Source organism: Pseudomonas sp. TWR1-1-3, assembly GCF_049896805.1.
Taxonomy (GTDB): Bacteria; Pseudomonadota; Gammaproteobacteria; order Pseudomonadales; family Pseudomonadaceae; genus Aquipseudomonas; species Aquipseudomonas bubulae.
In genome coordinates this window covers 110869-131571 of the sequence record NZ_JAFCUZ010000006.1, presented here as the reverse complement: position 1 = coordinate 131571, position 20703 = coordinate 110869, and the positions used below count along the sequence as shown (strand labels likewise).

Here is a 20703-nt window from a genome sequence, read left to right as displayed (position 1 = left end):
TGCCGGTCAACCCTCCCTGTGGGAGCGAGCCTGCTCGCGAAAGTCGTTCGCGAGCAGGCTCGCTCCCACAGTTAAAATTCCCTTCAGAACTAGCGGGTTGCCTGCATCGCGGGCAAGCCCGGCTCCCACACATTCTCCTCCCGTGATGGTTGTGCCGCGCTGGATGCTGCCACGCGACCAATCACCAGAATCGCCGGGCTCTTGAGTTCAAACGCCTGGGCATCTTTCTCCATCGCCGTCAGGTCGCTGCGGCATTCGCGCTGGTGGGGCAGGGAGGCATTTTCGATCATGGCCACCGGCATGTCCGCCGTCATGCCGCCCGCCAGCAATTGTTCGCGGATCTCGCTCAACTTTGCCACCCCCATATACACCACCAGCGTGGTGCCGCTTTGCGCCAGCGCCTGCCAGTTCACCTGGCTGTCATCCTGGGTGTGTGCCGTCACCAGCGTCACGCCACGGGCCACGCCGCGCAGGGTCAGGGGGATAGCGCATTGCGTCGCCCCAGCCAGGCCGGCCGTGATGCCATTGACCAGTTCCACCTCAACCCCGTGTTCACGCAACCACTGTGCCTCTTCACCGCCCCGGCCGAAAATGCATGGGTCGCCGCCCTTGAGTCGAACCACGCATTTGCCGTGGCGGGCATAACGCAGCATCAGGCGATGAATAAACGCCTGTGGAGTCGAACGACAGCCCCCGCGTTTGCCCACCGAAATCACCCGCGCAGCGGGGCAATGCTCCAGCACCGCGTCATTGACCAGATCGTCAATCAATACGACATCTGCTTCGCGCAGGGCGCGCACGGCCTTGAGCGTCAGCAGTTCGGGATCACCCGGCCCTGCGCCCACCAGCCAGACTTTTGCACTCATTGTGATTTCCTCACGGGTTAATGGCGACCGGCTGCGCCTGGGCAGTCAGCAAGCGCTTGATTTGCGGGACACAGGAGCCGCATTGCGTCCCGCAGCCCAACGATCTTTTCAGTCCCTGCAAGTCCAGCCCTTGGGCGATGCCAGCCTCAATCACGCTCTGACTGACGTTCTTGCAATTGCACACAATCGAGTTGCCAGCGGTCGGGGCGTTGGCGTTGCCCGGTGGCGCGCTCAGTGGCGCCAGCAGCCAGCGGCGCAATTGCTCGTCGGCGCGGCCTTCCTGCCACAGGTTTTGCAGCCAGTGCCGTGCCAGGGTTTCGCCCGCCAGACGAATCGCAGTGATGCTTCCGTGCTCGATGCGCACCCGCTTGCCAATGGCGCGGCGTGGGTCGTCGTAAGCCAGTACCGGCCCCTCGTTGAGCCCCAGGCATTGATCAATCTCGCGTAGCAGTTGCGGATCGGGTGCGCTGGCGCTGGCGGCACGGATCAGTAACGCAGGGCGCTCGCGGCCAGTCAGGCTGAAACTGACGTACGAAAAGGTTTCGCAGAGCTGGCGCAGTGTCTCGAAGTTATGTTGAACATCACCCTCGATCAGGGCGAAAAGGTGCCAAGGTAATTGCGCCGGTTCCAGGCGCACGGCGCTGTGTTTGAGTTCCGGTTGTTTGGACAGCGGGTCAAACGCTGGCACGGTCAAGGTGTTGACCCCGCCCTTGAGGAAGCGGTCACCCCAGTGCATCGGCAAAAACGCCTGCCCCGGGCGCACGCTGTCGTCGCTGCTGACTGGAACAATCACGGCGCCGCGCCGACTCTTGAGGCTGACCAGATCTCCGGGCTGCAGGCGATGACGGCGCAACTCGTCCGGGTGCAGGCTCAACACCGCTTCGCTGACGTGACCGAACAATTGCGCGGCCGTGCCGGTGCGGCTCATGCCGTGCCATTGGTCGCGCAGGCGACCAGTGATCAGCGTGAGGGGGAAGCGTGCGTCGCGCTGCTCCTTGGCGGCGCGGTAGGGCTCGGCCACGAACTGCGCACGACCGGTGGCGGTAGGGAATACCCCGTCCAGATACAGCCGCGCAGTGCCTTCACGGGCCCCCGTCGGGAAGGGCCACTGTTGCGGGCCGATGGCATCGAGCACTGCATGGCTGATACCCGACAGGTCCAGATCACGGCCAGAGGTCAGGTGCTTGTATTCGTCGAACACCTGGGCTTCAGTTTCAAATGCAAACAGGCTGCTGTGCTCGGGACGCAGATGTTTTTCCAGGCGCTGTGCGAAATCCACCGTAATCGCCCAGTCGGAACGGGCTTCCCCCGGTGCCGGAATGGCTTTGCGTACATGGGAAATACGCCGCTCAGAGTTTGTCACTGTGCCGTCCTTTTCTCCCCAACTGGCCGCGGGCAACAGCAGGTCGGCGAAGGCCGCGGTTTCGGTGGTGTGAAACGCCTCTTGCAGCACCACAAACGGGCAGGCCTGCAACGCCGCCCGTACGGCAGTCTGGTCCGGCATGGATTGCGCGGGGTTGGTGCAGGCGATCCACACGGCCTTGACCTTGCCGCTGGCCATTTGCTCAAAGAGTTCGATGGCGCTCAGGCCGGTGTTCTGCGGCAGTTGCTCAACCCCCCAGTAAGCGGCGACTTCGGCCCGGTGTTCGGCATTGGCCGCATCACGATGGCCGGGTAACAAGTTGGACAGGCTACCGGTTTCGCGCCCGCCCATGGCATTGGGCTGACCGGTCAGGGAGAACGGTCCTGCACCCGGGCGGCCGATTTGCCCGGTGGCCAGATGCAGATTGATCAGGGCGCTGTTTTTCGCGCTGCCGGCGGTGGACTGGTTCAGGCCCATGCACCACAGCGATAAAAAACTTGGCGAGGTGCCCACCCATTCGGCGCATTGCTGCAGTTGCTCGACGCTGATGCCGCACAATTGCGAGACCATCTGCGGGGTGTAATCGCGCACCAGGCTTTTCAGCTCGGGCAGGCCCTGAGTGTGGGCCTGGATAAAGTCCCGATCGACCCAGTCTTCCCACAGCAATACATGCAAAATCCCGTGAAACAACGCGACGTCGGTGCCCGGTAAAATTGCCAGATGCAGGTCAGCCAGATCGCAGGTATCGGTACGCCGCGGGTCGATAACGATGACTTTCATCTGCGGACGTCGGGCTTTTGCCTCCTCCAGGCGGCGAAACAGTACCGGATGTGCGTAAGCCATATTGCTGCCGACGATCATCACGCAATCGCTCAGCTCCAGGTCTTCATAGCTGCAAGGCGGCGCATCGGCGCCCAGGCTTCGTTTGTAGCCGACCACGGCCGAGGACATGCACAGCCGCGAATTGCTGTCGATATTGTTGGTGCCCACCAGCGCCCGGGCCAGTTTGTTGAAGGCGTAGTAATCCTCGGTCAGCAACTGCCCCGAGATATAAAACGCCACGCTGTCGGGGCCGTGCTCGGCGATGGTGGCGGCGAACACATTGGCCGCGTGATCAAGGGCGCTGTCCCAGTCGCTGCGACCACGGGCCAGCGCCTTGCCCAGGCGTAGTTGCGGGTACAGCGCGCGGGCATTGAGGTCGCCGGTCAGGTGCAGGGTCGAGCCTTTGCTGCACAGCTTGCCAAAGTTGGCCGGATGCGCCGGATCGCCGCTGACGCCGAGAATACGCTCGCCATCATGTTCGATCAGCACGCCGCAGCCGACCCCGCAGTAGCAGCAGGTGGAGGCGGTGATCTGGCGGCTCATCAGCCTGCGTCCCGCAGGGCCAACTGCACACGGCCATTTTCGACCCGCGCCTGATGGTGGTGGGCGCAACCGATGTCCGGAGCCTGGGCTTCGCCGCTTTGCAGATCGATCTGCCAGTTGTGCAGCGGGCAGGCGACGCGCTTGCCGTAGATCAAACCCTGGGACAACGGGCCGCCCTTGTGCGGGCAGCGGTCGTCGAGGGCGAACACTTCGTCGTCGCTTGTGCGAAAAATCGCGATATCACCCTTCGGTCCGCTGATGATCCGTGAGCCCAGGGTGTTGATTTCTTCAAGTGAACAGATATCGAGCCAGTTCATGCCGGCACCTCCAGATTTTTCACGGGGATGACCTCGAACTCCTTTTTCAGCAACGGCTGCACCAGGCGCTCTTTCCACGGGTCTTGCTCAAACGACAGGGAAAACTGCAGGCGATCATTGAGCGCCTTGCGCCGTTCGGGGTCTTCAAGCACAGCCTTTTTGATGTGCTCCATACCGACCCGTTGCAGGTAATGCACGGTGCGCTCGAGGTAGAAGGCCTCTTCGCGATACAACTGTAAAAAGGCACCGTTGTACTCGCGTACTTCTTCAGCCGTTTTGAGCTTGACGAAGAACTCGGCAACCTCGGTTTTGATCCCGCCATTACCGCCGATATACATCTCCCAGCCGGAGTCCACGCCGATAATTCCTACGTCCTTGATGCCTGCTTCCGAACAGTTACGCGGGCAACCGGACACTGCCAACTTCACCTTGTGCGGCGACCACATATTGAACAGATCGTGTTCCAGTTCGATGCCCAGTTGCGTCGAGTTTTGCGTGCCGAAGCGGCAGAACTCGCTGCCCACACAGGTCTTTACCGTGCGGATGGATTTGCCGTAGGCATGCCCCGAGGGCATGTCCAGATCCTTCCACACGCCCGGCAGGTCGTGTTTTTTTATCCCCAGCAGATCGATGCGCTGCCCGCCGGTAACCTTGACCATCGGCACGTTGTACTTGTCGGCCACATCGGCAATACGCCTCAGCTCGGACGGGTTGGTGACACCGCCCCACATCCGCGGGACGACGGAATAGGTGCCGTCTTTTTGAATGTTTGCGTGGGCCCTTTCGTTTATTAGGCGTGATTGCGGATCATCGCGGGCCTCTCCCGGCCAGGTCGAAATCAGGTAGTAGTTGAGCGCCGGGCGGCAGGTGGCGCAGCCGTTGGGCGAGCGCCAGTTCAGGTAGCGCTGGGTGTCGGCGATGGTCAGCAAATGTTGCTCGCGAATGGCCCGGCGGATTTGTCCGTGGTTCAGGTCGCTGCAGCCGCAGATGGCTTTTTCGCTTTTGGGTTTGACGTCCGCCGCGCCCCCCACGGTGTTGATCAAAATCTGCTCCACCAACCCCGCGCATGAACCGCAGGAGCTGGCCGCCTTGGTGTGCTTTTTGACCTCATCAACGCTGAACAGCCCGTGCTCTTGAATAGCCTTGACGATGGTGCCCTTGCACACGCCGTTGCAACCGCAGATTTCGGCGGTGTCGGCCATGCTCATGGCCTTGTCCTGGCCCTGATGGCCGACATCGCCTATGGCATTTTCACCAAACATCAAATGATCGCGGATCTCACCGATGGCGTGATTCTCACGGATTTGCCGGAAGTACCAGCCGCCGTCTGCGGTGTCGCCGTACAGGCAGGCACCCACCAGAATGTCGTCCTTGATCACCAGCTTTTTGTAGACCCCGCCAATTGGGTCGCTGAGGGTGATGATTTCAGTGCCTTCACCGCCCATAAAGTCGCCTGCCGAGAACAGATCGATGCCGGTGACCTTCAGTTTGGTCGACGTGACCGAGCCCTGATAGCGGGCAAAACCCAGTTGCGCGAGGTGGTTGGCGCAGACCTTGGCCTGCTCGAACAGTGGCGCCACCAGGCCGTAAGCGATGCCGCGATGGCTGGCGCATTCGCCGATGGCGTAAATGCGCGGGTCGTAGGTTTGCAGGGTGTCGTTGACGAGAATGCCGCGATTGCAGGGGATGCCCGCCTGCTCGGCAAGCTCGGTATTGGGCCGAATACCGGCAGCCATCACTACCAGATCTGCAGGGATGATCTCGCCGTTCTTGAACTCCACCGAGCCCACCCGGCCATTGCCAGCATCGTGCAGGGCATTGGTCTGTTCGCGCAGGCGAAAATGCAGGCCGCGTGCTTCAAGAGCATTTTGCAGCAGTTGGCCGCTGATCGGGTCGAGTTGGCGATCCAGCAGCCATTCGCCGATATGCACCACGGTCACATGCATGCCGCGCAGCATCAGGCCATTGGCTGCCTCCAGCCCCAGCAGTCCGCCACCAATGACCACCGCGTGTTTATGGGTTTTGGCGGTATCGATCATCGCCTGGGTATCAGCAATATCGCGGTAGCCGATCACACCGTCCAGGGTGTTGCCGGGGATCGGCAGGATAAAGGGCGTAGAGCCGGTGGCAATCAGCAGACGGTCGTACTCGGCTTCGGTACCGTCTTCGGCGATAACCCGGCGCTTGGCCCGGTCGATCTGCACCACCTTGCGGTTGAGCAGCAGCTTGATGTTGTTGTCCAGGTACCAGTCCAGATCGTTGAGCACTATCTCCTCGAAGGTCTGTTCCCCGGCCAGAACGGGCGAGAGCAGGATACGGTTGTAGTTGGCGTGAGGTTCGGCGCCGAAGACCGTAATCTCGTACAGCTCGTTGCTCAGTTTGAGCAACTCTTCCAGGGTGCGAACCCCGGCCATGCCGTTGCCGATCATCACCAGTTTGAGTTTTTTCATCAGGTTCTCCGCGAGCAAGGCCGGCCTTCTGGGGGGCATTGCGGCCTTGCTCGACACATTGTGCAAAAACAAAAAAAGGCGTCCCGCTAGTTGCCTAGCGAGGACGCCTTTGTCCTTGTCCCGTTCTCTCGGGAAACCTGGTATTCGTCGTTGAAGACCGGGTTTTATGTTTGATGGATTAGCTAATGCAGTGGTTGTGCCAAGTTGACAAGAGCCCGTGTTTACACGATGTCTGGATATTCGCGGGGTGTTTTTGTGCACCGATGCAATGCGCCTCGCCCGTTATTGGGGCGCCGCTTGCCCTGTAGCGAACACCTTTATGGGTGAGACAGCAAAAATATCAGCACCAGATTTATCAACAACGACACTGATGCCACCGTCCGCCATACCTTCAACGGCTCGCGCTCCAGCAAGGGCCGGGGGCGCACGCTCAAGCTCTGGCGCTCACCCTGCTCCAGTTGTAGCAGCCATTCTTCGGCCGTTTCAAAGCGTTGCGCCGGATCGGCGGCAACCCCGCGCTCAAGGTTATGGACAATCCACTCCGGCAGATCGGGTCGATAACGACTGGCGCTGACAGGCAAACCAAAGCGCGGACGCTGAAATGCTTCGATTTCTCCGTAGGGGTAATGCCCGGTCAGCAGGTAATACAGCGTCACGCCCACGGCGTAGAGATCCTGTCCGGGGCTGGGTTTTTCGCCGCGAAAGGCTTCCGGGGAGAGATAACTGGGTGTGCCGGGCAACGTTGATGGCAGATCCTCCGACAGACCGGGGCAGTAGGCCAGCCCAAAGTCCAGCAAGCGCAATTCACCGTCGTCACCCAGCAACAGATTGTGCGGTTTGATATCGCGATGAAAAATCTGCCGTCGGTGTAACAGGCCCACAGCTCGCAACAGGCGCTCGGCCAGATCCAGCCATTGTGCCAGGGGCAGAGGCCCGCGCTTGGTATAGAGATTTTCCAGGGTGGTGCCTGGGTATTCACGCATCACGTAGTACAAATGCTGACGCTGGCTGGCGGGGTGCACCTCGGGGAAATGACGACCCGCCACGCGCTTGAGGAACCACTCTTCCGATAGCAGCGCTTGCCCTGCCAGGTGATCGTCGTGCAGATGGGCCGGCAGGGTTTTCAGTAGCCAGGGCTGTTGCTGTGCATCCCGCACCCGGTAGAGCAGTGATTGCTGGCTCTGGCCAACATGGCTTTCGACCTGCCAGTTTTCAAAGTGTTGCCCCGGTTTGAGCGCGGGTGGTAGTGGCCATTGCTGCAGTTGCGCCAGGGCGTCGCCGATGGCGCTTTCCCCCAGGGCGTCGACCCTCACCAGCAGAGCGCTGGCATTGTCCTGACTGCCTGCCCGATGCGCGGCATTCACCAGCGTGCTGGCGGCGCTTTGCAGGTCGGGAAGATCACGCAACAGGGCGGCTATGGCGGTATCGCCCAGGGTCGACCATATACCGTCACTAAGCAGCACAAAGGTCTCGCCCTGTTGCAGTTCACCGTCCAGAAAATCCACCACCAGATACTGATCCAGCCCCAGCGCCCGCTTGAGCACATGCTGCATACCCGGCTGGTCCCAGACGTGATCTTCGCTGATGCGTCGCAAGGCCCCGGCGTGCCAGCGGTAGACCCGGCAATCACCCACATGGGCCAACGTAAAACGCCTGCCGCGCATGACCACAGCACTTACCGTGGTCAGCAGCGGTTGCCCGCCGCCATTGGCGCGCAGCCAGCTATTTTGCGCGAGCAGCAAACGCTCCAGTGCCTGGGCGACGCTCCAGGTTTCTGGTGTGGCGTAGTAGTCCAGCGCCAGTGCCTGCAAAGTCGAACGGGCGGCCAGGCCGCCATCGGCGCATTGGCTGACGCCATCGGCAATGGCAAATAAATGCCCCTTGCTTGCCGCCAGCATGGGCACAGGCGTGACTTCGCGCAGTGCGTCCTGATTCTCTGCGCGAGGGCCGATGGCGCTGGCGTGGGCGAAACTCAGTTGCAGACTCATCGCAGCCTCACACTCGGGCAGCGGTCACGGCAGCCGAGCCCCAGGTTGTTCTCCAGCGGCGCTTGACCCCGTGCAGGCCGAACCAGGCCAGTACGCCAAGGCTGGCAAATAACCACAAGGCCAGTTGATAGCTGCCGGTGCTTTGTTTAATCGCGCCCATGCCTGCTGCGAGGGCGAAACCACCGATGCCGCCTGCCATGCCGATCAAGCCCGTCATAACGCCAATTTCACGACGAAAGCGCTGAGGCACCAATTGGAAAACTGCCCCGTTACCTGCACCCAACCCCAGCATTGTGCAGACGAAAAGCGCCAGTGCTGCATAGGAGCTTGGCAGGTTGAAACCCACGGCGGCGATGCTGATGGTCGCCAGGGTGTCCATCCCCAACAGGGTACGAATACCGCCGAAGCGATCCGCCAGCGCACCGCCCAGCGGCCGCATCAAACTACCGCCAAACACACAGGCGGCTGTGTAGTAACCCGCCGTCACCGGGCTTAGTCCGTATTGATCGTTAAAATAGCCGGGCAGTGCGCTGGCCAGGCCGATAAAGCCGCCGAACGTCACGCTGTAGAAAAACATGAACCACCAACTGTCGCGGTCGCCCAGGGCCTTGAAGTAATCACTCATGGACTTGGCCACGGGCCGTTCCGGGGCGTTTTTGGCCAACCAGGCAAACACGAAAATGCACAGCACCAGCGGGATCAGGGCAAAGCCGAACACATTGCTCCAGCCATAGGCCGCTGCCAGCACCGGGGCCAGTAGCGCAGCGAACACCGTGCCAGAGTTGCCTGCACCGGCGATGCCCATTGCCTTGCCCTGGTGTTGCGGTGGATACCACTGCGAGGCCAGCGGCAACGCAACGGCAAACGAGGCGCCAGCCATGCCCAGAAACAGTCCCAGCAAAAGAGCCTGCTCGTAGCTGTGAATACCGTGCTTCCAGGCCACAAACAGCGCACCAATAACAATGACCTGACCGATCAGTCCGGCGGTTTTGGGAGACAGGCGATCAGCCAGCAGGCCCATCACAAAGCGCAGCACGGCCCCCGCGAGGATCGGCGTGGCCACCACCAGCCCACGCTGTTGCGTGGTCAGGTGCAGGTCGGTGGCGATTTGCACGGCCAGTGGGCCGAGCAGATACCAGACCATAAAACTCAGGTCGAAATACAGAAACGCCGCGAACAGGGTTGGAGTATGGCCGGACTTCCAGAAGCTTGAATTCATCGCGCACCTCAACGGTTGATCGTTTTTAGAAGAAGAGTTGCGATGGAGCGCCGTAACGGCCGCACCACCGGCCCCGGTCGCTGGGGCCAAAACGAAAAAACGCCGCTGCCTGATCCGCCATGGGCGAATCAGGGGAGCGACGTCTCTGTCGTAGATGGGGCAACCGCCGTTGGTTACCGGTAAGGATTGCTTAGCGAAAACTGTGCCAATTGAGGAGGATCATGGGTCAACCCAGAAGCTCACTCATGGCTATGATCTGTTCCGCCACCTGTATCAGTTTTTGTTGGCGGCTCATGGCCTGGCGGCGCATCAGGGTGTAGGCCTCTTCTTCGTTGCAGCTTTTCATCTTCATCAGCAGACCCTTGGCCAGTTCGATGCGCTTGCGCTCGGCCAGTTGCTGGTCGCGGGCATGCAGTTGGGCGCGCAGGGCCTGGTCGCTCTCGAAGCGAGCCATGGCCACATCGAGAATTGGCTGCAAGCGCTGTGCGTGAATGCCTTCGACAATGTAGGCGCTAACCCCTGACTTGATCGCCTGACGCATCACGCCGGGGTCGTGCTCGTCGGTGAACATGACAATCGGTCGTGGTTGGTCCCTAGACACCAACACCACTTGCTCCATCACATCGCGGCTTGGCGACTCGGTATCGATCAGGATCACGTCCGGGCGCACCGTTTCGACGCGAGCAGGCAGGTCGATGGTCAGGCCCGATTCATCGATTACCTCAAATCCGGCTTCACTCAGCGCGGCTTTCAGGCGGCCGACTTTTTTCGCCGTGTCGTTGATCAGCAAGATACGCAGCATGGGGGTGGCTCCGGTCAACGACGGGCAGCAAGAGGAGCGCGGGTGCTCATGGCATGCAGCGCAAAGCTTCGGGCATAGCCTGCGGGATCCGAGCCGTCCCACACCTTGCCATCGAGCAACTGGCTGCTGCGCATGTTTGCGGCACCTGCCGGCACCTTAACGGCGTTGGCCGCGTCGCGGTACAGGGCCAATTGCTGAACCTGACGGGCAACACCGAGGTAGTCCGGGTCTTCGCGCAGCAAGCCCCAGCGGCGGAACTGGGTCATAAACCACATGCCATCGGACAGGTACGGCAGGTTGACCTCGCCGTCACCATAAAAACGCAGGGCGTGCGGGTCTTGCCAGTGCTTGCCCAGGCCGTCGTTGTAGTCGCCGAGCAGGCGCGGCGCGATGCACTCTACGGGTGCATTCAGGTACTCGGGGGCGCTCAGCAATTGTGCGGTACTGCGCCGGTTTTCGTCGTTCTGCTCGATAAAGCGGCTGGCTTCCAGGATCGCCATCACCAGCGCCCGGGCGGTATTGGGGTATTGCTCGACAAACGCGCGGGTGCAGCCGAGGACCTTCTCCGGGTGGTCGGGCCACAGGGCCTGAGTAGTGGTGAGGGTGAACCCCATATTTTGTTTAACCGCGCTGTCGGCCCAAGGCTCGCCGACGCAAAAGCCGTCAATGCGACCTGCCAGCAAGTGCGCAACCATCTGTTGCGGTGGTACCACTACGCTGTTGACGTCTAGCAGCGGATGAATGCCCTGACTCGCCAGCCAGTAATACAGCCACATGGCATGAGTGCCCGTGGGAAAAGTCTGGGCGAAGGTCAGTTTCGATCGACTTTGGTGCACGTGTTGTTGCAGCGCCTCAGGACGGGTCACGCCCAGGGCCTGCAAACCGTGGGAGAGGTTGAGGCTCTGGCCGTTTTGGTTAAGCCCCATGAGTACGCTCATGTCGGTGGCCGCCACGCCGCCAATGCCCAGGTGCACGGCGTAGATCAGCCCGTAGAGGCTGTGGGCGGCGTCGAGCTGGCCGTTGACCAGATTGTCCCGCAGGCTGGCCCAGGACGACTGGCGCTTGAGGTTCAGCGTCAGCCCGAAGGGCTGGGCGAACCCTTGAGTGGCGGCCACCACCACCGAGGCACAGTCGCTTAGGGCCATAAAACCGAGATTGATTTCGGTTTTTTCCGGGGCATCGCTGCCGTTGACCCAGGCCAGAGGGCCGGCGAGTGATTCGTTCATGGGAGGCAGCACCTTGGCAAAAGCATACTGCGAGGGTGCAAGGCATATGCCAGAGGTGTTGACCCAGTTGAAAACCTGGATTTTACAGGGCTTTGGATTTGCGCTTGCCTTTAATGGGGTGGCTTACTTCAAGCGGTCTTGCGCCTTGCTATACGCGGTCTCGTGTTCGCGCTTGTCAACGGCGACGACGAACACCACAACCTCTTGATCAATGACCTGATAGATCAGTCGGTAACCCGCGCTGCGTAACTTGATTTTGTAGCAATCGGGCAGCTTGCGCAGCCGGTTGGCTTCAACGCGGGGGTTGAGCAACACCTCTGACAGTTTGCTCTTGAGTTGCTGCATGACCGGTCTGCGAGCTTGTGCCATTCCTTGAGTGCGCGCTGGTCAAACTCAAGATCAAAGGTCATCCAGTGTTACCTTGACCCTTTGCGGTGCAGCCAGGCGTTCGCGCACAGTGTTGATGAGGGCTTCGTCTTCTTCGGTTACCAGCATGGGGCGAAAGGGCAGTTGGCCGCGTTCGGCTACGTACTGAAATGCCTGGCGGACCAGTTCAGAGGGGGTGACACCCAGGCGCTCAAGTTCCTGGTAAGCGCGGGCTTTGAGTTCATCGTCAATGCGAATGTTGATGGAGGCCATGGCTTTGACTCGTGTAATGACGTTTGTCATTACGCTGACCTCTGCCCGTTTCTTTTGCAAGTGCCATTGGGCGTTTAAGTGTTCTGCGTTGTTCATATGCGCTCCTGAATTTAAGCCACCAAACCAAAGAAGGGTGGTCAGTTCTGTGAGCCTAGCTAGAGATAATCAGGTGATTCGTACGACGATTCGCTTTCATTCCCGTGAAACATCCGAGCGTAATCCCGCTCGCTTTCGCCTGTCCAAATCGGGGAAGAGTCTCGCTCCACCGCTGCTCAATGGCCGGTTGCCGCGTCGTAAAGCGGTTATGCGCGAGCCAGGCAAACAGGTGAATAATTGAAAGGGTTATTAACTTACAACTGAAAAGTTTATAACCATTTAACACCGCTAAACCCGGACATGTTCTATAAAACTGCTCATCTATCGTTAGACTAAAAAGTGATTGGCTGACCGAGTTTTTATGCCTTTATGATCTGTTCACAACAACTCGTGAAGCAGGAGTGGGGCGATGACTATTCAAGTAAAACCCGTAGCGGGTCGAATTGGTGCACAACTTGAAGGCGTAAAACTGGGCGGTGATATCAGTGGCGAAACATTCGAGTTTATTCATCAGGCCTTGTTGAAATATAAAGTCCTGTTCTTTCGCGACCAGCATTTAAGCGACGCCGAGCACGAAGCATTTTCCCGCCGCTTCGGTGATCAGGTGCCCCACCCGACCGTGCGCTCTGCCGAGCAAAGTTCCGCCATCCTGCACCTGGACGCCAAGGAAACCCGCGCCAACTCCTGGCATACCGATGTGACCTTTGTGGCCAATTACCCGAAAATCTCCATCTTGCGCGGTGTGGTCATTCCACCCTATGGCGGCGACACGGTGTGGGCCAATACCGCCTCGGCTTATAACGATTTACCCGAGCCATTAAAGCAACTTGCGGACAACTTGCGCGCCCTGCACACCAATGTTTATGACTATGCGACGCCTCGCGGTACCGATGAGTCCGGTCTCAAGCGCTATCGCGAACAGTTCACTGCCGAAGTTTATGAAACTGAACATCCGCTGGTTCGCGTTCACCCGGAATCGGGCGAAAGAAGTTTGTTGCTGGGCCACTTTGTCAAAGATATTCAGGGTGTGAGCAGCAACGATTCCAAGCAACTGATTCGCCTGTTCCATGACCGCATTACCCATGTCGACAACACCGTGCGCTGGCGCTGGCAGGAAGGTGATGTGGTGATCTGGGATAACCGCGCCACCCAGCATATTGCGATCAACGACTACGGCGATGCCCCGCGCATCGTACGTCGCACCACCATCGACGGCGATGTGCCGGTGGGTGTCGACGGCCGCCTGAGCCAGGCGCTCAAGCCGACCCCGGACACCCGCTCGCCGAAAACCGAAGCCGACAAAAAACACCTCGCCGCCTGACGGGCCGCGCCTTATTGCTTCAAGGAAGACCTGCCCATGGCCACATTCAAAGTAAATGCCCTGTTGCGCAAGACCCGCATTGCCGCCGTGCTGGCGGCGGTCATGGCTGTTCCGCTGGCCGAGGCCGATGTGTTGCGCGTCGGTGTGGCGAGCGCCGGTGGCGGTGATCCGGTCACGTTCAGTGGCTCGCCGCTGGGCATCGTGCGCAACCAGCAACTGCTGGAAAAAGCCTTCGCCGGTACCGGCACCGAGGTGCAGTGGTTCTTCTTCAAAGGCGCTGGCCCTGCGGTCAACGAAGCGTTGTCCAACCAGCAGCTGGACTTCGCCTATCAGGGTGATCTGCCGGCGGTGGTCGGGCGCTCCAACGGGCTGGACACCAAACTGCTGGCAGCACTGGGGGTGCGGGCCAACCTGTATCTGGCGGTGCCAAAGGGCTCTGACATCAAGACCATCGAAGACCTCAAAGGCAAGAAGGTCGCGGTGTTTCGCGGCACCAACGGTCATCTGGTGTCGATCAACCTGCTGGCAGCGCACGGCATGAGCGAGCGCGATATCAAGGTGATCAACCTCGATGCCGGCAGTACCCAGGCAGCCCTGGTTTCCAATGGCGTGGATGCGGCCTTCGGTGGTCGTGAGCTGTTCAAGCTGCGTGACAAGGGCCTGATCGACATCGTTTACGACAACCCTGCCCAGGATGTGCGCTACACCCGTCAGACCGCCTTGGTGGTGCGCGGTGCCTATGAAAAAGAGCACCCGGGCAATGTGCAAAAAGTCGTCGATACCCTGGTGGATGCGGCGAAATGGGCGTCCGAAGACAGCCATCGTGATGAGGTGTTCAGCGAGTGGGCCAAGAGCAATGACCCGGTGGACTCACTGCGCGCCGACTTTACCGGGGTGAGTTTGCGAGACCGGAATTCGCCGCTGATCGACACCTTTCTGGTGAGTCGCTACCAGGCAGTGGCAGAGCAGGCCAAGGACGAAAAGCTGATCCGCCGCCCGGTGAGTATCGAAGGCTGGTTTGAGCCGAACTATTTGCAGACCGCGTTGAAAGCCAAGGGCCTGGAGAGCTTCTGGACGGCCTATGGCGTGGATGGCAAACAGCCCGCCGGCAATGCGGTAGCGGGCAAGTAACTGCATACCCTTATGGGGATACCCCTGTGGGAGCCCACAGGGACTCTGTTTTTTGTAGTAGCAACAAAGGAGCCAGGCATATGGCCAGGGCACAGACCGTCATACCGCAGCAGTACGCACCGGCGCTACCCAAGGGCAACGTCAAGCGTTTGCCACCGGCCCCGGCACGCCCGGTACGCAAGGTCGAAGTGCCGCGCACCTCGGCCTGGGCCACGACCCTGGGTGACCGGAGCTTGCCCTGGCTCTTGCCGCTGACCCTGCTGGGCCTGTGGTATCTGGGGGTTGAGCAGGGCTGGCTGTCAGAGCAGGTCTTGCCGCCACCAGCCTATGTTTACGAAACCCTGTCGGATCTCTTTGCTTCTGGCGACCTGTGGATAAATGCTGCCGCCAGCCTGCAGCGGGTAGTCGTCGGGTTTGCCCTGGGGGGCGCTATCGGTGTGGCGCTGGGGCTGGCGATGGGGTTGTCGAAAACCGTCGAGGATTATCTGCTGCCCACCTTCAATGCCATTGTGCAAATCCCGGTCTTGGGCTGGTTGCCGTTTGCCTTGTTGCTGTTCGGCATCGGCGAGCCGCTCAAGTACGTGCTGATTGCCAAGGCGGCGATGGTGCCGATCACCCTGTGCACCTTGCAGGCTTTCCACCAGGCGCCCAAGGGCTTGCTGGAAGCAGGGCGGGCCTATGGTTTCAGCCGCTGGCAAAGTGTGGTGTTTATCGTGTTGCCGGCGGCTATCCCGACCCTGTTTACCGGCCTGCGCCTGGGCTTCACCAAGGCCTGGCTGTCGCTGGTAGTGGTTGAGCTGGTGGCGTCGAGCGAAGGGCTGGGTTACCTGATTGTCTATGGTCGCCAACTGTTCCAGCTGGATCTGGTGATGGCCGCCGTGGTGGTGGTCGGGGCGATCGGCCTGGTGATCGACCGTGGTTTTGATTATGCCGAGCGCCGCCTTAATCGTGGCCGCGCACCGGTAGCGGGGCGCCTGTCATGAGCAGCGCATTGGCTATCAGTCATGGCAGCAGCCGTCGCTATCGCGGCTGGGTGTTGCCGATCAGTGCCGTCGCCCTGTGGTGGCTGGCTTCGCATATGGGCTGGAGCCAGTCCGGGCTGCTGGTTTCACCGGAGAAAGTGGCGGCCACGGCCTGGGACCAGATCGCTTCGGGCAAGTTCTGGCGGGCCATCAGCGCCAGCCTGACGCGCAACCTGAGCGGCTTTTTTATCGGCACCACCCTGGGCCTGGTGCTGGGTTGCCTGCTGGGCCTGTCGCACTATTTCGAGCGTTTGGTAGGCCCGAGCTTCAACACCTTCAAACAGATTTCGCTGTTCGCCTGGATCCCGCTGATCTCGGTGTGGTTCGGCCTGGGCGATGTGGCCAAGGTGGTGTTTTTGTCACTGGCGGCCCTGGTGCCGGTGGTGGTCAATACCTGCGACGGCCTGCGCAATGTGCCGCCCAACCTGCTGGAAGTGGCGCGGGTCTACCGCTTCAGCCGTTGGCAGACCATCGTCGGAGTCATGTTGCCCGCCGCCTTGCCCTCGATTTTCACCGGGCTGTATCTGGCGCTGGTGTACTCGTGGCTGGCGACCATCGGCGCCGAATATCTGCTGGTGTCGGGGGAGGGCATCGGCAACACGCTGATCGATGGCAGCGAGCATTTCATGATGGACCTGGTGCTGTTCGGCATGGTGGTCATCGGCCTGGTGGGCTGGAGCCTCAATGCCCTGGCCCGAATTTTTGAGCGACGCATGCAACGCCTGTACGGCATTGAACCGCGTTGATCGGCACTTTCAAAAGGATTGCAGCATGCTCAATAACAGCCTGACCCTGGAAAATATCAGCAAGCGCTTTGCTTCGCGCCCCGGTAGCAGCAGCCAGTTGCAAGTGCTGGACAATATCCAGCTGGATATCGCTCCCGGCGAATTTATCAGCATCGTCGGTGCCAGCGGTTGCGGCAAGTCCACCCTGCTGCGCCTGATTCTGGGCCTGGACGAGGAGTACGAGGGGCGCATCCTGCTCAATGGCCAGCCCATCGACGGCACGGGGCTGGAGCGCGGCATCGTGTTTCAGGATCACCGTTTGTTCCCCTGGCTCAACGTTGAACAGAACGTTGCCGTGGCGCTGAAAAACTCGCCGCTGAGCACAAAGGAAAAGCGCGACACCGTGCGCGAACATATCGAACTGGTGGGCCTGCAGGACTTTATCGACGCCTACCCGCACCAGATTTCCGGCGGCATGGCCCAGCGTGTGGCGATTGCCCGGGGGCTGGTCAACCGCCCCAGCGTGCTGTTGCTCGACGAACCCCTTGGCGCCCTCGATGCTCTGACCCGGGCGCGCTTGCAGGGCGAGCTGCAAAACATCTGGGCCAAGGAAAAAATCACCATGATCCTGGTGACCCACGATGTGGATGAGGCTGTGTTTCTCGGTGATCGCGTGGTGGTCATGCAGCCCAACCCCGGGCGTATCCGGCGCATCCTCGATATCGACCTGCCGCGCCCGCGCAACCGCAGTGACAGCCGCTTTATCGCCCTGCGCGACGACGTGCTGAGTGACTTCGCCGAATTGCATTGAACCCCTGCCACCTGAATTCAGAGAACAGAACATGTCCGAACGTCAGCTCAGCCTCAACCTGTTTATCTACCCCAACGGCCATCACGAAGCCGCCTGGCGCCACCCGCAGTCAGTGCCGGAGTCGTCCATGGACATTGGCTACTACCAGCAGCTGGCGTTACGCGCCGAGCGCGAAAAGCTCGATGCGATTTTCTTTGCCGACTCGCCGTCACTGGCCGAAAGCGGCCGCGAAGGCCTGCGCATCCGCTTCGAGCCGGTGACCTGGCTGGCAGCCATTGCGGCGGTTACCCAGCGCATCGGCCTGATTGCCACGGCCAGCACCACCTACAGCGAACCTTACAACCTGGCGCGTTCGTTCAGCGCGCTGGATCACCTGAGCAAGGGCCGTGCGGGCTGGAACATTGTCACCACGTCAATGGCTGCCGCAGCGGCCAACTTTGGGCTTGATGAACACCCTTCGGCCCATGATCGCTACGCCCAGGCCGAAGAGTTCGTGCAGGTGGTCGGTGACCTGTGGGACAGCTGGGAAGACGATGCGCTGGTGCTGGATAAAACCGCCGGGGTATTTGCCGACAGCGGCAAGGTACACTCGATCAACCACGTCGGCGCTTACTACAAGGTCAAGGGCCCGCTGAACTCGCCGCGTTCGCCCCAGGGGCGACCGGTGCAGGTGCAGGCCGGTTCATCCGAGGATGGTCGTGATTTTGCCGCCAGGCATGCTGAAGCCATCTTTACCGCGCACCAGACGCTGCAAAGCGCCACGGAATTTGCCAATGACATCCGCGCCCGGGCGAAAGCCGTGGGCCGCGACCCGCGCCAGCTGAAAATTCTTCCGGGCATCAGCCCGTATATCGCCAGCACCGAAGCCGAAGCGCAGCGCAAGTTTGATGAACTCAATGAGCTGGTATTGCCCCACGTGTCCCTGGGCCAATTGCGGCGCATGTTGGGTGTGGACTTGTCGGGTCAGGATCTGGACGCCCCGTTTCCGCGCCATCTGATCAACTTCGAAGGCGTCGAAAGCCAGTCCAGCCGCTTCAAGCTGATCATCGATATTGTCGACCGCGAAAACGTCACCTTGCGCCAGCTGATCAACCGCCTGGCGGGGGCGCGCGGGCATTGGGTGCCGGTGGGTACCCCGGTGCAGATTGCCGACTTGATTGAGCAGTGGTTCCGCAGCGGTGCGGCGGATGGTTTCAACGTGATGCCGCCGGCATTCCCCGATGGTTTTGACGTGTTCCTCGACGAAGTGCTGCCGATCTTGCGCCAGCGCGGCTTGTTCCGCAGTGAGTATGCGGGCAGCACCTTGCGCGAACACTACGGCCTGACTCGCCCGGAGTCGCGCTACACCCTGAAAACAGCCTGACTCCCCCCACCCTAGTGGGAGCGAGCCTGCTCGCGAAGCAGGCCTTGATGCCTTCGCGAGCAGGCTCGCTCCCACAATTCAAAACCCACAAGGAGCGGGCATGAACCCGATCAACAACAGAAGAGCATTCCTGCGTAGTTGCGCGGTATTGGGTGCGGTCGGCGCTGCGGGCATTCTGCTGCCCGGCTGCGAAAAAAAGGACAGCGGCGCTAAAAGCGCCGCCGTGATCAAGAGCCGCGCCGATCAGGTGGTGGACTTCAAATACCCCGACAACCCCTCATTCGATCTGGTCTATGTCGCCGACTCCCTCGGCTATTTCGAAGGCTCGCGGGCACGGCCCAAGTACATCGGCCGTATTGCCGCGCCCCAGATCATTCCATTGACCGGCACCGGGGAAATAGACTTCGGCGCGCGCATGGTACCGCTGGTGATTTCAGCCATCGCCAGTGGTCTTGACCTCAAGGTGGTGGCCGCCGGCGGCAAGACCCTGCAAGAGGCTCCGCACATGAAATACTTCGTGCGCGACGACTCCGGCATCGTCAAGCCCAAAGACCTGGAAGGCAAGACCGTAGGCTTCAACAGCTTTGGCGCCTGCGCCGAATTTGTCACCAAAAAGTACCTGCGCGAGCAGGGCGTCAATGTCGACAAGATCAACTGGGTGGTGGTGCCGGACAACCAGGCCGAGCAGACCCTGGCCACCGGCAATATCGACATTGCAATCATTCATCCGCCATCGTCCGGCGGTGCCGAGCATAACCCGGCATTGCGCAAGCTGTGGAGCGACTACGATCTGGATGGCGGGTTGGGCGGCATGGCGCCCTACAGTGTGTATGGCAAGTTCAGCCGCGAGAACCCGGAGGCTACCCGCGACGTTGTAAACGCGATCGCCCGCGCGGCCAACTGGGTCAATGCCAACCCCGACGACGCGCGCAAAATCACCTCCGAGCGCATCGGCATGAAGCTCGAGCTGGTGGAGCGCTTTGCCTATGTCGATGATCTGGTAGTGACCGAGCCGCCGATTCAGTACTACATCGACATTCTCGAAAACGAAGGCAAGATCAAAAAAGGTTCGATAGGGGTCAAGGATGTCTACACCAACGACTTCAACCCGTTCGCCCGGGGGCATGCCTGATGCCGGAACACAAGATCATCGCCCGTGACCTGAGCATGGAGTACCGGGCCTTGAATGAAGCGGGGCGAGAGGAGCGGGTGCCCGTGCTGGAGGGGTTTGACCTGCAGGTACGCGAGGGCGAGTTCCTGTCCATCCTCGGGCCTTCGGGCTGCGGCAAGTCGACCTTTATGAATATCCTTGCAGGGCTTGCGCACAAGACCGGCGGCGACCTTCTGGTCGATGGCCGGCCCCTGCAGGGCATCAACCGTAACCAGGGCGTTGTGTTCCAGGGCTATGCATTGCTGCCCTGGCGCACAGTGCTCGACAACATTGCCGTGGGCCTTGAGATTCGTGGCGTGAGCAAGGCCCGGCGGCTGGAAACTGCCCGCGAATACCTGGAGCTGGTGGGCCTCAATGGCTTCGCCTCGCGCTACCCTCACGAGTTGTCCGGCGGCATGCGCCAGCGCGTAGCGATTGCCCGCTCGCTGGCCTACAACCCGGATGTGCTGCTGATGGACGAACCTTTCGCCGCCCTCGACGCGCAAACCCGCGAGACCCTGCAGAGTGAGTTGCTGCGCATTTGGGATACGCACAAAAAAACCATCGTGTTTATTACCCACAGCCTGGACGAGGCGATTTTCCTGTCGGACCGGGTGGCGGTGATGACCCAGCGCCCGGGGCGGATCAAGGAGATCTTCGACATCGACCTGCCGCGCCCGCGCCAGCCGGAATTGCGTAATACCCAGGCCTTTGTGCACTACCGCCAGCGTGCCTGGGAAGCCCTGCGCGACGAGGTCACAGACGTGGCCCGTGAGCCCGTTGCGGCGCCAGTGCCTCAGAGCTGGCAGAGCATCGCGACCCTGGGTGGTTATCGGATTGGAGTGTAAA

At 60.6% G+C, this 20703-nt stretch carries 17 protein-coding genes and 1 pseudogene; 8 read left to right on the top strand and 10 right to left on the bottom strand.

The genetic code is table 11. From position 1 onward, the window contains the following. Window positions 1-89: 89 nt before the first annotated feature. The 10 genes and pseudogenes from cobA to ACP7BE_RS21575 form a co-directional block, all read right to left on the bottom strand. On the bottom strand, window positions 90-866 hold the full coding sequence (gene cobA / locus ACP7BE_RS21620; protein WP_095002496.1) for a uroporphyrinogen-III C-methyltransferase: 777 nt from the start codon (window positions 864-866) through the stop codon (window positions 90-92). 10 nt (window positions 867-876) lie between these two features. After that, window positions 877-3594 (bottom strand): molybdopterin-dependent oxidoreductase, encoded by a 2718-nt coding sequence (locus tag ACP7BE_RS21615; RefSeq protein ID WP_426107203.1) that lies wholly within the window; start codon window positions 3592-3594, stop codon window positions 877-879. After that, on the bottom strand, window positions 3594-3911 hold the full coding sequence (gene nirD / locus ACP7BE_RS21610) for a nitrite reductase small subunit NirD (protein ID WP_095002498.1): 318 nt from the start codon (window positions 3909-3911) through the stop codon (window positions 3594-3596). The genes ACP7BE_RS21615 and nirD overlap by 1 nt, the downstream gene beginning before the upstream one ends. After that, window positions 3908-6361 carry a nitrite reductase large subunit NirB gene (gene nirB / locus ACP7BE_RS21605; RefSeq protein WP_426107201.1) on the bottom strand — a complete coding sequence of 818 codons (2454 nt, stop codon included), beginning with the start codon at window positions 6359-6361 and terminating at the stop codon, window positions 3908-3910. The genes nirD and nirB overlap by 4 nt, the downstream gene beginning before the upstream one ends. A gap of 317 nt (window positions 6362-6678) precedes the next feature. Continuing rightward, on the bottom strand, window positions 6679-8349 hold the full coding sequence (locus tag ACP7BE_RS21600) for a protein kinase domain-containing protein (protein WP_426107199.1): 1671 nt from the start codon (window positions 8347-8349) through the stop codon (window positions 6679-6681). A 7-nt stretch (window positions 8350-8356) separates the two neighbouring features. Then, window positions 8357-9568: a nitrate/nitrite transporter gene (locus ACP7BE_RS21595; RefSeq protein WP_426107197.1), complete on the bottom strand. Its 1212-nt coding sequence runs from the start codon at window positions 9566-9568 to the stop codon at window positions 8357-8359. Between the two features lie 226 nt (window positions 9569-9794). Continuing rightward, window positions 9795-10370: an ANTAR domain-containing response regulator gene (locus ACP7BE_RS21590; RefSeq protein ID WP_019827366.1), complete on the bottom strand. Its 576-nt coding sequence runs from the start codon at window positions 10368-10370 to the stop codon at window positions 9795-9797. Window positions 10371-10384: 14 nt separating this feature from the next. Continuing rightward, a complete protein-coding gene (locus ACP7BE_RS21585; RefSeq protein WP_426107194.1) occupies window positions 10385-11596 on the bottom strand; it encodes a CmpA/NrtA family ABC transporter substrate-binding protein in 1212 nt (403 codons plus the stop codon). A gap of 123 nt (window positions 11597-11719) precedes the next feature. After that, a pseudogene (locus ACP7BE_RS21580) lies at window positions 11720-12006 on the bottom strand (type II toxin-antitoxin system RelE family toxin). Continuing rightward, window positions 11996-12235: a type II toxin-antitoxin system RelB/DinJ family antitoxin gene (locus ACP7BE_RS21575; RefSeq protein WP_095002587.1), complete on the bottom strand. Its 240-nt coding sequence runs from the start codon at window positions 12233-12235 to the stop codon at window positions 11996-11998. Before ACP7BE_RS21575 ends, ACP7BE_RS21580 begins: the two are co-directional and overlap by 11 nt. Before the next feature lie 505 nt (window positions 12236-12740). On the opposite strand from ACP7BE_RS21575, the gene ACP7BE_RS21570 reads away from it, so the two are divergent. The 8 genes from ACP7BE_RS21570 (at window position 12741) to ACP7BE_RS21535 (ending at window position 20702) form a co-directional block, all read left to right on the top strand. Further along, entirely contained in the window at window positions 12741-13652 is a 912-nt protein-coding gene (locus ACP7BE_RS21570; protein ID WP_095002503.1) for a TauD/TfdA dioxygenase family protein, read from the top strand. A gap of 36 nt (window positions 13653-13688) precedes the next feature. Further along, window positions 13689-14783 carry an ABC transporter substrate-binding protein gene (locus ACP7BE_RS21565; protein WP_095002504.1) on the top strand — a complete coding sequence of 365 codons (1095 nt, stop codon included), beginning with the start codon at window positions 13689-13691 and terminating at the stop codon, window positions 14781-14783. An 80-nt stretch (window positions 14784-14863) separates the two neighbouring features. Beyond that, window positions 14864-15766 carry an ABC transporter permease gene (locus ACP7BE_RS21560; RefSeq protein WP_095002505.1) on the top strand — a complete coding sequence of 301 codons (903 nt, stop codon included), beginning with the start codon at window positions 14864-14866 and terminating at the stop codon, window positions 15764-15766. Further along, complete coding sequence (locus tag ACP7BE_RS21555; RefSeq protein ID WP_095002506.1) at window positions 15763-16551, top strand: ABC transporter permease; 789 nt, start codon at window positions 15763-15765, stop codon at window positions 16549-16551. The genes ACP7BE_RS21560 and ACP7BE_RS21555 overlap by 4 nt, the downstream gene beginning before the upstream one ends. A 25-nt stretch (window positions 16552-16576) precedes the next feature. Next, window positions 16577-17341 carry an ABC transporter ATP-binding protein gene (locus ACP7BE_RS21550; protein WP_095002507.1) on the top strand — a complete coding sequence of 255 codons (765 nt, stop codon included), beginning with the start codon at window positions 16577-16579 and terminating at the stop codon, window positions 17339-17341. Window positions 17342-17372: 31 nt separating this feature from the next. After that, a complete protein-coding gene (locus tag ACP7BE_RS21545; protein WP_095002508.1) occupies window positions 17373-18704 on the top strand; it encodes an LLM class flavin-dependent oxidoreductase in 1332 nt (443 codons plus the stop codon). 100 nt (window positions 18705-18804) lie between these two features. Then, window positions 18805-19836, top strand: coding sequence for an ABC transporter substrate-binding protein (locus ACP7BE_RS21540; protein ID WP_095002509.1), 1032 nt, complete (start codon window positions 18805-18807; stop codon window positions 19834-19836). Beyond that, window positions 19836-20702 (top strand): ABC transporter ATP-binding protein, encoded by an 867-nt coding sequence (locus ACP7BE_RS21535; protein WP_426107189.1) that lies wholly within the window; start codon window positions 19836-19838, stop codon window positions 20700-20702. Before ACP7BE_RS21540 ends, ACP7BE_RS21535 begins: the two co-directional genes overlap by 1 nt. The last annotated feature ends 1 nt before the right edge of the window (window position 20703 follow it).